Below are 13027 nucleotides of genomic sequence, written 5' to 3'. Positions count from 1 at the left end.
CTGAGCGGTGGCTGAGAAGAACCCCAGGTCAGCGTGCGAGATCCGCGTCGGGCACGGTCAGCGCCTCGCGGCCCGAGACCCACTCGGTGATGCGGCGGGCGACGTCGGCGTCGGTGAGCCCGGCCGCCGCGAGCACCTGGCCGCGCGAGGCGTGCGCGAGGAACTGCTGGTCGAGGCCGAGGCGCCGCACGGGGACGTCGACGCCGGCGGCCGAGAGCACCTCGGCGAGCGCCGAGCCGACGCCGCCGTGGCGGCCGCCGTCCTCGACGGTGACCACGAGACGGTGCTCGCCGGCGAGGGTCGCCAGCGCCTCGGGGACGGGCTGCACCCAGCGCGGGTCGACGACGGTGACGCCGATCCCCTGCGCGGTGAGCCGCTCGGCGGCCTGCACCCCGAGCTCGCCGAAGCCGCCGACGCACACGAGCAGCACGTCCGGGACCTCGGGCAGCACGGCGTCGGGCAGCCGGTCGACCGCGGTGGGACGCGGCGCCGCGCGCGAGGGACGCTGCGGCTCGGCGAGGACGTCGACGCGCCCGGGCCCGCTCGCGGGGCCGAGGCTGCGGATCGCGGGCACCGAGGCGGGCACGGCGCCCTTGGACCAGCGCAGCGCGGTGGGGCCGTCGTCGATGCCGACGGCCTCGCGCAGCTCGTCGCGCAGGGTCACGGCGTCGCGCGGGGCCGCCACCCGCAGGCCCGGCACGATCCCGAGGATCGACAGGTCCCACATGCCGTTGTGGCTGGCGCCGTCGCTCCCGGTGACCCCGGCGCGGTCGAGCGCGATCGTCACCGGCGCGCGGTGCAGCGCGACGTCCATGAGCAGCTGGTCGAACGCGCGGTTGAGGAACGTCGAGTAGATCGCGACGACGGGGTGCATCCCGCCGGCGGCGAGCCCGGCCGCCGAGGTCATCGCGTGCTGCTCGGCGATGCCGACGTCGAACAGGCGCTCGGGGTAGGCCTCGCCGAACTTCGCGAGCCCGGTCGGCCCGCCCATCGCCGCGGTGATCGCGACGATGTCGGAGCGCTCGCGGCCCAGCTCGAGCATCGACTCGGTGAACACGGTGGTCCAGTCCCGCGGCTTGGGCCCGACCGGCTGCCCGGTCTCCGGGTCGAGCGGGCCCGGCGAGTGCATGAGGTCGGCCTCGTCGGCCTCGGCGGGCGCGAACCCGCGGCCCTTGGCGGTGACGGCGTGCACGACCACCGGCCCGCCGAAGTCGCGGGCGACCCGCAGCGCGTGCTCCATCGCCTCGATGTCGTGGCCGTCGACGGGGCCGAGGTACTTCAGCCCGAGGTCGGCGAACAGCGGCTGCGGGCTCAGGGCGTCCTTCATCCCGGCCTTGGCCGCGTGCAGCGCCGAGTACAGCGTCGAACCGAGGACCGGCATGCGCTGGACCGCACGCTTGCCGTGCTCGAGCACCTGCTCGTAGCGCGGCAGCAGGCGCAGCGAGGTCAGCTTGCGCGACAGCCCGCCGATCGTCGGCGAGTAGGAGCGCCCGTTGTCGTTGACGACGATGACCACGGGCCGGTCGGGCGCGGCCGCGATGTTGTTGAGCGCCTCCCAGCACATCCCGCCGGTGAGAGCGCCGTCGCCGACGATCGCGACGACCGCGCGGTCGCGGCCGGTCAGCGCGTCGGCCTTCGCGAGCCCGTCGGCCCAGGACAGGGCCGTCGAGGCGTGGGAGTTCTCGACGAGGTCGTGCTCGCTCTCCGAGCGGCTGGGGTAGCCCGAGAGGCCGCCGCCCTGGCGCAGCCCGTCGAAGTCGCCGGAGCGCCCGGTGAGGATCTTGTGCACGTAGCTCTGGTGGCCCGTGTCGAAGATCAGGGCGTCGCGCGGGGAGTCGTACACCCGGTGCAGCGCGAGCGTCAGCTCGACCACGCCCAGGTTCGGCCCCAGGTGCCCGCCCGTGCGGCACACCTTGTCCACCAGGAACGCACGGATCTCCGCGGCGAGGGCCACGACCTCGTCCGCGTCGAGACCCCGCAGATCCGCGGGGGTGCGGACACGGTCCAGCAACGTCACGGGTCACCTCGGCTGGCGAAATCGGTCACGACACTTCGGCACGCCAGTCTACGGACGCGGGCAGGAGCCGCAGGCCGCGCGCGTCACCTCACCCGCGGCCGCCGGGCGACGTAGACCACCGCCGGCGGGATGTTCGCGAGCACGGTGCGCGTGACCACGACCTCCTCGAAGTTCGCCTCGAGGTTGCGCTGCACCTTCCGCGCGTCCGGGAAGAACCGGATCCAGGCGTGGGCGAGCTGCGTCACGGCGCCGCCGGGCGCGGACAGCCGCGCGAGGGGCTCGAAGATCGAGCGGCCCCGGCGCGGCGCGGTGGCGAGCCACGGCAGCCCGGACACCGCGAGGTCGGTGCGCACGCCCTCGGCGAGGAGCCGGTCGACCACCGCGTGGGCGTCGTCGCAGATCACCTCGACCTTGGGGTGGCGCTCGGCGAGGACCGCGGCCATGCGCGGGTTGAACTCGACGGCGATGTGCCGGCCCCGCCCGGCGAGCTTCTCCTGGATGACGTCGGTGACCTGGCCGGTGCCGGCGCCGAGGTCGAGGACCACCGGGTCGCCGGTCTCGGGCAACGGAGCGGCGGCCTGCCGGCACAGCGGGGCGAAGCTGGGGAACAGGGCGGCGACGTTGAGGGGGTCGCGCAGGAACTCGCGGGCGAACGCCTGGATCTCGGTCACGACTCGTACTCCGGTGTGATCGCGGCGGGGAGGTGGCGGGGACTACGCGTTCGGGGCGGCCGCCGCCACCGGGTCCGCGGTCGGCGCCAGCGCGGCGCCCGCCGCGGTCACGGCGGCGAGCAGGGCCCGGGCGACCTCGCCGACCATCGCGTCGTCCGGCGAGAACTCCGGGTGGTGCAGCCCCGGGCCGGCGCCGGGGGTGGTCCCGGCGTCGGCGGCGCCGACGAACAGCATCAGCGACGGCAGGACCTCACCGTAGTGGGAGAAGTCGTCGGCACCGCAGGACCGGAACGTGGTGTCGAGCACGAGACCGTCCGTGCCCGCACCGTTCCCGTCGGTGGCCCGGCGCGACCCCAGCGCCCGCGCGACGGTGCGGGCGAGCGCCTCGTCGTTGACCACCGCCGGCTCGTTCGGCACCACGGTCAGCGTCGCCGTGCAGCCGTAGGCGCGGGCGGTGCTCTCGACGACCTCGCGCAGCGCGGCGAGCAGCTCGTCGCGGGAGGCGTCGAGGGCCCGGACCGTGCCGCGCGCCGTGGCCGTCTCGGGGACGACGTTGGGCGCCGACCCGGCCTGCAGCTGCCCGAGCGTGATCACGCCGGCGGTCATCGGGTCGACGCGGCGGGACACGATGTGGTGCACGCCGGCGACGATCTGGGCCAGCGCCAGCACGGGGTCGCGGGTGCGGTGCGGGTAGCCGCCGTGCCCGGCGCGGCCGTGCACCTCGATCTCGATCTCGTCGGCGGACGCGTTCACCGGCCCGCCGCGCACCGAGACCGTGCCGCGGGGCAGCTCGGGCTGGACGTGCACGCCGAGCATCGCGCCGACCTCGTGCGCGGCGAACCGCGGGTCGGCGGCGACGTCGGACGCGCCCGACGGGGCCTTCTCCTCGCGGGGCTGGAACACGGCGAGCAGCGGCGCCGGCCCGGTGTGCCCGACGCGCCCCATCGCCCGCACCACCGCGACCAGCGCGGCGACGTGCACGTCGTGGCCGCACACGTGCGCGACCGAGCCCGTGGCGCTGTACGGGAGACCCGTGCGCTCGACGACGGGCAGCGCGTCCAGCTCGGCGCGCACGGCGACCGCGGGGCGCCCGGCGTCCGCGGGCGCGCCGAGGCGCAGCATCGCGCCGGTGTCGGCGACCAGCTCGGGCGTCCCCAGGTCCCCCAGGGCGGCCAGCACCTGGTCGCGGCTGTCGGCCTCGTCACCCGAGAGCCGGGGGTCGCGGTGCAGGGCGTGGCGCAGCGCGACGGCGTCGTCCAGCTCGGCCTCGAGGGCCGCGCGCAGCGCGGGGTCGATCGGCGGCGGGTCGGCGGGGACCGGCGCGCTGGTCACACCGGCATCCGCGTGTAGACCCGGTGTGCGTTCTCGGTCCCGATCATCGTGGCCACCCGTTCGGCGTCGGCGGGCGCGAGCTCGTCGGTCGCGCAGAGGTGCTCCAGCAGACCACCCAGCGCCGACCGGAAGCGCAGCGCCCCCAGCAGGTGCAGCTCCGGCAGCCCGAACGCGTCCGAGGAGTAGAGCACCTTGCCGTAGGGCGCGAGCTCGAGGAGCTCGCCGATCACCGTCGCCGCCCGCGGCCCGACGTAGGGCACGGCGAGGCCGACGTCGACGTGCACCACGGCGAACACCTGGGCCAGCCAGGCCGCCTCGCGGTGGTACGGGTAGCAGTGCAGCAGCATCAGCGGCACGCCCAGCGGCTCGACCAGGCGTGCGAGCCCGACGAGCAGGGCGGGGTTGGACCGGTGCAGGTCCTCGTCGGCGTCGCCGAAGCCGGTGTGCAGCTGCAGCGGCAGGCCGGTGTCGATGCCCGCCCACAGCCCGTGGCGCAGCAGCACCGGGTCGCGCAGCGGCTCGCCGGTCGCCGCGCGCCGGCGCAGCCACCCGTCGGCGGCCTTCTGCACCTCGTCGGCCTCCGGGCGGGTCGGGTCGACGTCGAGCCCGGCCCGGTAGGCCAGCACGCTCTTGGTGGCCACGGGCACCGGGTGGCGCCCGTCGGCGGTGCGCACCGCCACGGCCTCGACCAGCGCGTCGCCGTACTCGGCGGCGCTGACGCCCGCGTCGGCGACGGCCTCCGCGACCGCCTCCAGGCGCACGACCTCCCCCACCGACGCGCCGGCGGCCGCACCGAGCGCCGCCGGGGGCAGCAGGGTGCCGGGCGCGAGCCCGTGGTCGACGAGCACCGCGCCCACCCCGGCGCCGCCGAGGAAGCGCCGGGTGACCTCGTCGGGGCCGAGCTCGGCGCGCCGCGCCAGGTAGTCGTCGGGCGCGGTGTGGGCGGGCAGGTCGAGCGCGGGCGCGCACCAGCGGCGCACCGAGAACCCGAGCGCCGAGTCGAAGCCGCTCGTGCCCGGGGCGGGCGCCGTGCCCTCGGTGAGCAGGGCCTCGAAGCCGGGGCGGTCGAGCGGGCCGGCGACGACGCTGTGGCAGTGGTGGTCGACGAGCCGGACGCCGTCGAGGAAGCTCACCGGCCCCGCCGGCACCAGTCCTGCGCTGACGAGGCTGCCGCTCACCGGTGATCCCCTCGACGGTCCCGGGTCCTTCGTACCGGAGTGGGTCATGACGCGAGGAGCGTTGCGACACATTCGACGTGGTGCGTCATGGGGAAGGCGTCGAAGGCGCGCAGGGCGTCGAGCCGGTAGCCGTGCTCGGCGAGGGCGGCGACGTCGCGGGCCAGCGCGGCCGGGTCGCAGGCGACCAGCACGACCCGGGCGGCGCCCCGCTGCGCGAGCTCGCCGGCGAGCCGGCGCCCGAGGCCCTTGCGGGGCGGGTCGGCGACGATCACGACGGGCGGGCCGGGCAGGCCGCCCAGCACCTTCTCCACGCGGCCGCGCACCACCTGGACCGCGGGCAGGTCGGTGAGGCACTCCCCCGCCGCCGCGGTCGCCGCCGGGTCGCTCTCGACGAGCACCACCCGGCCGCCGTCCCCGACGCGCCCGGCCAGCGGGGCCGCGATGAGGCCGGCGCCGCCGTAGAGGTCCCAGGCGCAGGCGCCCGCGGGCAGGTCGCCGACGCCCTCGAGCACCGCGTCGACCACGGCGTCCGCGGCGTGCGGGTGGACCTGCCAGAACGCCCCGGCGGGCAGCGCCCAGTCGCGGCCGGCGGCCTGCTCGTGGGCGGTGCCCCCGCCCAGCTCGGGGTGCCGCGCGCCCTCGAACAGCTCGGCGGCGTGCACCTCGCCGTCGGCGTCGCGGACGACCTCGACCTCGGCGGTCGGCGTCCACGTGCGCTCGAGCACCGGCGCGAGGGCGCCCGGCGCGGCGATCGGGCAGTCGCCGACGGGCAGCACCTCGTGGCTGCGGTGGGCGCGCAGGCCCGGGCGCCCGTCGTCGGTGACCGCCATCCGCATCCGCGTGCGCCAGTCCAGCGGGCCGCCGGGCAGCTCCTCGACCACGACGTCGCGCTCGATCCCCGCCAGCCGCGCGAGCTGCTCGGCCACCACGGTGGCCTTCAGCGCCCGCTGCGCCGCGGGCGTCGCGTGCTGCCAGTCGCAGCCGCCGCACCCGCCGGGGCCCGCCCAGGCGCACGCCGGCGCGACCCGGTCCGGGGACTCGTGCAGCACCGCCACGGCGTCGGCGCGGCAGAACGAGCCGCCGCCGTCCTCGGTGACCACGGCCCGCACCCGCTCGCCGGGCAGCGCGTGCCGGACGAACAGGACCCGGCCCTCGTGGCGCGCGACGCAGTGCCCGCCGTGGGCGACGGCGCCGACGTCGACCTCGAGCAGGCGGTCGGTCCAGTCGATCTTCTCGGTCCCCGCGGTCATCGCGGCGGACCCGCCGGCTCCGGCCGCGACTTGTGCGGCGGGGGCGCCGGGGCGGCGTCGGGCGGCGCGGAGCCGGTCGCCCCGGCGCCCGGCGGGGGCTCGTAGCCGCGGCGCGCCGAGCCGGGCGCGCCCGGGGGCCGCCGGGCCGCGGCCCGCTTCGACGACTCGAGCTGCCACGGCACGCTGACCACCATCACGCCCTGCTGGAACAGCAGCCGGCCCTTGAGGCGCAGCGCGCTCTGGTTGTGCAGCAGCTGCTCCCACCAGCGCCCGAGCACGTACTCGGGGATGAACACGGTGACCACGTCCCGCGGGTTGTCGGTCCGGATCCGCTTGACGTACTGCAGGATCGGTTTGGTGATCTCGCGGTAGGGCGACTCGACGACCTTGAGCGGCACCGGGATGTCCCGCGACTCCCACTCCGCGACGAGCTGGCGGGTGTCGGCGTCGTCGACGTTCACCGTCAGCGCCTCGAGCACGTCCGGGCGGGTCGCACGGGCGTAGGCGACGGCACGCAGCGTGGGCATGTGCAGCCGGGAGACGAGCACGATCGCGTGGTTGCGGCTGGGCAGCGTGCTGGTCATCACCTCCGGGGCGGCGATCTCCTCGCTGACCCGGTCGTAGTGCCTGCGGATCGACAGCATCATGAGGAACGCCAGCACCCCGGCGACGATCGCGATCCACGCGCCGACCACGAACTTCGTCACGAGCACGACGAGCAGCACGGTGCCGGTCATCGCCGTGCCGAACCCGCTGATCCACCGCGAGCGCCGCAGCCGCGTCAGCTCCCCCGCGTCGCGCTCGGTGCGCAGCAGGCGGGTCCAGTGCCGGACCATCCCGGTCTGGGAGAGCGTGAACGACACGAACACCCCGACCGTGTAGAGCGGGATGAGCGCGGTGACCTCGGCGCCGAAGCCGACGACCAGGACGATCGCGAAGAACGCCAGGAACAGGATCCCGTTGGAGAACGCCAGGCGGTCGCCGCGCGTGTGCAGCTGGCGGGGCAGGTAGCGGTCCTGGGCGAGGATCGAGCCGAGCACCGGGAAGCCGTTGAAGGCGGTGTTCGCCGCCAGCACGAGGATGAGGGCCGTGAAGATCGTCACGGCCCAGAAGCCGGGCGGGAACCCGCTGAAGACGGTGCGCGCGAGCTGCGCGATCAGCGTCTCCTGGCGGTAGTCCGGCGGGGCGCCGACGAGCTGCTCGCCGGGCCGCTCGGCCATGACCACGCCCGACGCGCGGGCCAGCGCGATCATCCCGGAGAACAGGAACACCGAGGTCAGCCCGAGCAGCGCGAGCGTGGTGGCGGCGTTGCGCGACTTCGGCTTGCGGAACGCCGGCACCCCGTTGCTGATGGCCTCGACGCCGGTCAGCGCCGCGCAGCCCTGGGTGAACGAGCGCAGCACCAGGAAGACCAGGGCGAGCTGGGTGAGGTCGTCGGTGGAGTCGCCCCCGCCCTCGGGCAGGACGCCGAACCCGGCGCTGGGGGCGACGAGGTCCTGGCCGAGGACCAGCCGCACGACGCCGACGACGATCATGCCGACGAGGCAGACGATGAAGCAGTAGACGGGGACGGCGAACGTCACGCCCGACTCGCGGACCCCGCGCAGGTTGACGGCCGTGAGAACGAGGATCGCGGCGACGGCGAAGAGCACCTTGTGGTCGCCGACGAACGGCACGAGCGCGCCGAGGTTGTCCGCCGCCGACGACACCGACACGGCGACGGTCAGCGTGTAGTCGACGAGCAGCGCGCTCGCCACGGTGAGGCCCGCGTAGCGGCCCAGGTTCACGGTGGCGATCTCGTAGTCGCCGCCGCCCGAGGGGTAGGCGTGCACGTTCTGGCGGTAGCTGACGACCACGGTGGCCAGCACCACGATCACCGCCACGCCCACCCACGGCGAGAGCGCGTAGGCCCCCAGCCCCGCGAGGGACAGGGTGATCAGGACCTCCTGCGGGGCGTACGCCACCGACGACAGGGCGTCGGAGGCGAACACCGGCAGGGCGATGCGCTTGCGCAGCAGGGTGCCCTGCAGTGCGTCGCTGCGGAACGGCAGACCCAGCAGCAGGCGCTTGGTCGCCGTGGCGAGCTTGGACACGGACGAAGCGTAGGCGCGTCCGTGCGCGCGAGCGCACCCGGCGCGGGGCCGCCGGGCGCGTTCCGGTGACAATACGGTCGGGTCGCCGTCACGGCGGCAGGAGTCGGGGAGGCAGGGACCGGTGCACATCGTCGTGATGGGCTGCGGCCGCGTGGGGTCGTCCCTCGCGCTCGCCCTCGAGCGGCTGGGCCACGACGTCGCCGTGGTCGACCGCGACCCGCAGGCGTTCCGGCGCCTCGGCAGCGACTTCCACGGCCAGGAGATCGTGGGCGTCGGCTTCGACCGCGAGACGCTGACGGCCGCGGGCATCCACCGCGCCGAGGCGTTCGCCGCGGTGTCGTCCGGCGACAACTCGAACATCATCGCCGCCCGCGTCGCCCGCGAGACCTTCGGCGTCGGCCAGGTCGTCGCCCGCATCTACGACGCGAAGCGCGCCGCGGTCTACGAGCGGCTCGGCATCCCCACCGTCGCGACCGTCCCGTGGACCACCGACCGCCTGCTGCGGATGCTGCTGCCCGACGGCGTGGCCACCGCCTGGCGCGACCCCTCGGGCACCGTCGCGATCATGCAGGTGCACTTCCACGAGGACTGGTCCGGCCGCCCGGTCACCGAGCTCGAGGAGGCCACGGGCAGCCGCGTGGCGTTCATCGTGCGCTTCGGCAGCGGCATCCTGACCACCGACGACACGGTGCTGCAGGCCGAGGACGTGGTCTACGCCGCGGCCGTGAGCGGCACGGTCGCCTCGGTCACCGCCGCCGCGGCGGCCTCGCCGGAGAGGGCGGAGTAGGGATGCGTGCGCCTGGGAGGAACGACCGATGCGTGTGACCGTGGCGGGGGCCGGGGCGGTCGGCCGCTCGATCGCCGCCGAGCTCGTCGAGGCCGACCACGAGGTGATGCTCATCGAGCGCGACCTCGCCCACGTCGAGCCCGAGGCCGTCCCGCAGGCCGAGTGGGTGCACGCCGACGCCTGCGAGCTCGCCTCGCTGGAGGAGGCGCGCCTGCAGGGCTGCGACGTCGTCATCGCGGCCACCGGCGACGACAAGGTCAACCTCGTCGTCTCGCTGCTCGCCAAGACCGAGTTCGCGGTGCGCCGCGTCGTCGCCCGGGTCAACGACCCCCGCAACGAGTGGCTCTTCAACGACGCGTGGGGCGTCGACGTCGCCGTGTCCACCCCGCGCATGCTCGCCGCGATGGTCGAGGAGGCCGTGACCGTCGGCGACCTCGTGCGCCTGCTGACCCTGCGCCAGGGCACGGCGAACCTCGTCGAGGTCACCCTGCCCGCCAACACCCCGCTCGCCGGCCGCGCCGTCCGCGAGGTGCCCCTGCCCCGCGAGGCCGCGCTCGTCGCGATCCTGCGCGGCGGGCGCGTCATCGTGCCCCAGCCCGACGACCCGATCGAACCCGGCGACGAGATGATGTTCGTCGCCGGCGAGGACGTCGAGGAGGAGATCCAGCGCGTCCTCAAGGGCGAGCCGGAGGAGTAGCGCCCCAGCGGGGTTGCAGCGAACGGGCGGTTCGCTGCTTCTACGCGCGCGAACGCTCCGTTGACCTACCCGGGTGTCGGCGACGACCCGCCGAGCCGCTCGCGCGCGGCACGTTTGCGCATGATCGTCGGTCTCTCGCGGCTACCGGAGGTGCCCCTCGCCGCGGGTCGACCGGCGGGCGAGCCAAGATCGCTGTTTCGGTGACGATCGCTGTCAGATCTGAGCCGTTTCGTCACCAGAACGGCGATCATGGCCTGCGGCGACCGATTCGTTGCCGCGAACGCCCTATCGGCGTGCTCAACGAGATGTTCGCTGCGTCTACGCGCGCGAACGCCCCGTCGATCTCTTGCCTCGGGGTCGCGGCGCGGGGTCGGGTTCCTCCGGAGCGGCCTGGCGGCTGCGCCGGATGGCCCAGACGGTGACGGCGGCCGCGATCGCGGCGAGCGGGACGCCCATGGCGATGCGGACCCAGCCGAGCCACGTGTCGGCGTACACCGAGTCGTAGAGCCAGCGCTGGACCACGAACCGCGCCCCGAACACGACGACCCAGGCCAGCGAGGCGATGTCGTAGCCGCGCAGCACGCGCGGGTCGCGGCGCCAGTCCTGGCCCTCGCCGTTGACGAGGTGCCAGATCACGCCGACGAGCGGGCGCCGGACGACCACGGAGAGCAGGAAGACGCCGCCGTAGGCGAGGCTGGTCCAGATCCCGAGCAGGAAGAAGCCCTTGGCCTCGCCGGTGCGCCAGGCGACGAACGCGCAGACCGCCACGCCCAGCAGGCCCGAGAGCGCCGGCTGGACCGCGTCGCCGCGCACGAAGCGCCAGATCGCGACGGCCACCGCGGACCCGACCGCCGCGGCGATCGAGGCCACCAGGTTGCCGAACACCGCCTGGGCCACCACGAACACGACGACGGGCACGCCCGAGGCGATGATCCCGGAGACCCCGCCCATCTGGTCGAGCAGCGTGGGCGTGCGCGGCTCCGGGGCCTCGTCCTCGAGGTCCCCGTCGACCTCGTCAGCGGGCTCCTCCGCCCGACCCCGCGACGTGAAGGACTCCGTCGGCGGGTCGGCCCGGGCCAGGTCGACGGGACCCGTGGGCGGGTCCACGGGATCCGCGGGGCCGGCGGGGTCGGCGCCGTGCCGCGCGCGACGGGCGCCGGTGGGGCGCGTCTCGGGTCGGATGGCGGTCTCCCGGGGGACGGCGGGTCCGTGACGAGACCCGCACCGGCCGGCGGCCGGTCCCGCCACGGTACGACGCCGGGCGGCGAGGGGTCCCGCCGCCCGAGGGGTCAGTGCGCCCGCTGCAGCTCGTAGTAGGGGTTGTAGATCACCTTGCGGCCGTCGCGGACGGCGACCCGCCCGCTCGCGCGCACCGTGCGCCCCGGCTCGATGCCCGGGATGCGGCGGCGGCCCATCCAGACGAGGGTCACCCCGTCGGTGCCGTCGAAGAGCTCCGCCTCGAGGGTGGCGACCGATCCGCGCGGACAGATCTCCACCGACCGCAGGCGTCCCTTGACGGTGACCGCCTCACCCGTGCTCGAGTCGCACGCCCGGTCGCACCCCGACCGGACGGCCTCGGCGGACAGGTCGTCCGCGTCGAGGTCGCCGACATCCGAGGTGAGACGACGGACCATGCGGCGCAGGAAACCGGTCTCGGCGCTCATGAGTGCTCCCGTGCACGTCCCCGCGGCCGTCGCCCCCAGTGGGCGACGTCGACCGCGGACGCCTCCAGGATAGTCCGATCGTGCGCCACCGGGTGTCTCAGGAACGACCAGGTGAGGTCCCGGCGCCGGCGCGCTGGGGCAGCATCATCGGGATCACCGGGCCGTCGGGCCGGGTGATCTGACGGGGCTTGGTCGGCATCGACTCGACCAGCGAGTCGGCGAACTCCTCCGGCACGTCCTCGGGGACCTCCAGCGGCAGCAGCGAGCGCACCGGCAGGGGGTCCGAGGAGCGCGCGACGACCGTGCCCCGCAGCATCTCGCGGAGCATCCCGTGCAGCTTGAGGGCGTGCTCGACCGGTCCGGTGCCGACGCCGCGCAGCATCCAGCGCGGCCCCTCGACGCCGATCACGCGGGCGACGGTGTTGCCGTTGCGGGCCACCAGCTCGCGGCCCCACTCCCCCCGGTCGCGACGGATCGTCGCGCCCTCCTTCTGGAGCTGTGCGGCGAGCTCCTCGACGAGCTCCGGCCAGAGCCCCCCGGTGCGCGGCGCCGCGAAGGCGCTGACCGTCAGCCGGCCCTCGGGGACCATCGCGTGCACGGCCCGCAGCGGGCCGGACGGGTCGGGCTCGGCCTTGAGCCGGGCGCCCCGCGGGACCGGCAGCTGCACCGACCCCAGGTCGAGGCGCAGCCGGCCGTCGCGCGGCGCGTCCTCGGCGTCCCACGGGCCCTGGCGCTGGTGGTGACGGCGACCCGCGGGGTCGGCGGCCACCGACACCTGCGCGACGCGGCCGGCCCGGTGCCGGTGCCGCCCACCGCGGGCGTCCTCACTCACGACTGCTCTCCTTCCGTCGCGGCGGCGACCCCGGTCGACCCGAAGCCGCCCGCCCCCCGTGCCGACGGCGCGACGGCGGCGAGCGTCTCGAGGTCGTCGACACCCTCGAGCACCCGGAACACGGTGTTCTCCACCCGCTGGACGACCAGCTGGGCCACGCGGTCGCCGCGACGGATCGTCACGGTGCGGGACGGATCGTGGTTGACGAGGCACACCTGGACCTCGCCCCGGTACCCGGCGTCGATCGTGCCGGGCGCGTTCAGCAAGCCCAGGCCCTCGCGCACCGCCAGCCCGGAGCGCGGCACCACGAACGCCGCGTAGCCCTCGGGGAGCACCAGCGCGACGCCCGTCCCGACGAGGGCGCGCTCGCCCGGGGCGAGGACCACGTCGCGGCTCGCGCACAGATCCGCGCCGGCGTCGCCGGGGCGGGCCCGCGCCGGGACGGGCAGTCCGGCGTCGAGGCGGACGAGGTCGACCTGCACCACAGCCTCGGACACGGGGGGCGA

Annotated in this window: 11 protein-coding genes and 1 pseudogene; 2 read left to right on the top strand and 10 right to left on the bottom strand. The window is 75.5% G+C overall.

The window, feature by feature from the left end; translation table 11 throughout:
- Nucleotides 1-28: 28 nt before the first annotated feature.
- The 6 genes from dxs to EV188_RS05605 form a co-directional block, all read right to left on the bottom strand.
- Nucleotides 29-2017, bottom strand: a complete 1989-nt coding sequence (gene dxs / locus EV188_RS05630; RefSeq protein WP_133825174.1) for a 1-deoxy-D-xylulose-5-phosphate synthase — start codon at nucleotides 2015-2017, stop codon at nucleotides 29-31.
- Between the two features lie 83 nt (nucleotides 2018-2100).
- Entirely contained in the window at nucleotides 2101-2688 is a 588-nt protein-coding gene (locus EV188_RS05625; RefSeq protein WP_133825173.1) for a class I SAM-dependent methyltransferase, read from the bottom strand.
- 42 nt (nucleotides 2689-2730) lie between these two features.
- Nucleotides 2731-4020 (bottom strand): M20 metallopeptidase family protein, encoded by a 1290-nt coding sequence (locus tag EV188_RS05620; RefSeq protein WP_243741490.1) that lies wholly within the window; start codon nucleotides 4018-4020, stop codon nucleotides 2731-2733.
- Entirely contained in the window at nucleotides 4017-5198 is a 1182-nt protein-coding gene (locus EV188_RS05615) for an amidohydrolase family protein (RefSeq protein ID WP_243741489.1), read from the bottom strand. The genes EV188_RS05620 and EV188_RS05615 overlap by 4 nt, the downstream gene beginning before the upstream one ends.
- Before the next feature lie 44 nt (nucleotides 5199-5242).
- Nucleotides 5243-6448, bottom strand: coding sequence for a class I SAM-dependent RNA methyltransferase (locus EV188_RS05610; protein WP_133825171.1), 1206 nt, complete (start codon nucleotides 6446-6448; stop codon nucleotides 5243-5245).
- Nucleotides 6445-8541: an APC family permease gene (locus tag EV188_RS05605; protein WP_133825170.1), complete on the bottom strand. Its 2097-nt coding sequence runs from the start codon at nucleotides 8539-8541 to the stop codon at nucleotides 6445-6447. The genes EV188_RS05610 and EV188_RS05605 overlap by 4 nt, the downstream gene beginning before the upstream one ends.
- Before the next feature lie 121 nt (nucleotides 8542-8662).
- Between EV188_RS05605 and EV188_RS05600 the strand changes: the two genes are divergently transcribed.
- Entirely contained in the window at nucleotides 8663-9328 is a 666-nt protein-coding gene (locus EV188_RS05600; RefSeq protein WP_133825169.1) for a potassium channel family protein, read from the top strand.
- A 25-nt stretch (nucleotides 9329-9353) separates the two neighbouring features.
- A pseudogene (locus EV188_RS05595) lies at nucleotides 9354-10025 on the top strand (potassium channel family protein); the annotation flags it as partial.
- A 318-nt stretch (nucleotides 10026-10343) separates the two neighbouring features.
- Here the strand turns inward: EV188_RS05595 and EV188_RS05590 are convergent.
- The 4 genes from EV188_RS05590 to dut all read right to left on the bottom strand — a co-directional run bounded on the left by EV188_RS05590 (nucleotide 10344) and on the right by dut (nucleotide 13018).
- Nucleotides 10344-11132, bottom strand: coding sequence for a DUF3159 domain-containing protein (locus EV188_RS05590; protein WP_243741488.1), 789 nt, complete (start codon nucleotides 11130-11132; stop codon nucleotides 10344-10346).
- Nucleotides 11133-11314: 182 nt separating this feature from the next.
- Nucleotides 11315-11689 (bottom strand): OB-fold nucleic acid binding domain-containing protein, encoded by a 375-nt coding sequence (locus EV188_RS05585; RefSeq protein ID WP_133825167.1) that lies wholly within the window; start codon nucleotides 11687-11689, stop codon nucleotides 11315-11317.
- Nucleotides 11690-11786: 97 nt separating this feature from the next.
- Nucleotides 11787-12521 (bottom strand): DUF3710 domain-containing protein, encoded by a 735-nt coding sequence (locus EV188_RS05580; RefSeq protein WP_133825166.1) that lies wholly within the window; start codon nucleotides 12519-12521, stop codon nucleotides 11787-11789.
- Nucleotides 12518-13018, bottom strand: coding sequence for a dUTP diphosphatase (dut, locus tag EV188_RS05575; protein WP_208114041.1), 501 nt, complete (start codon nucleotides 13016-13018; stop codon nucleotides 12518-12520). The genes EV188_RS05580 and dut overlap by 4 nt, the downstream gene beginning before the upstream one ends.
- Nucleotides 13019-13027: the final 9 nt, after the last annotated feature.

Origin of the sequence: Actinomycetospora succinea (genome assembly GCF_004363095.1) — a bacterium.
Classification (GTDB): domain Bacteria; phylum Actinomycetota; class Actinomycetes; order Mycobacteriales; family Pseudonocardiaceae; genus Actinomycetospora; species Actinomycetospora succinea.
Note: the sequence above shows the minus strand (reverse complement) of the source record. Positions and strands in the feature narration are given on the sequence as shown.

Coding starts and splice junctions, on each gene's coding strand:
- EV188_RS05610 (WP_133825171.1), bottom strand. CDS start 6,448: ATGACCGCGGGGACCGAGAAGATCGACTGGACCGACCGCCTGCTCGAG.
- EV188_RS05585 (WP_133825167.1), bottom strand. CDS start 11,689: ATGAGCGCCGAGACCGGTTTCCTGCGCCGCATGGTCCGTCGTCTCACC.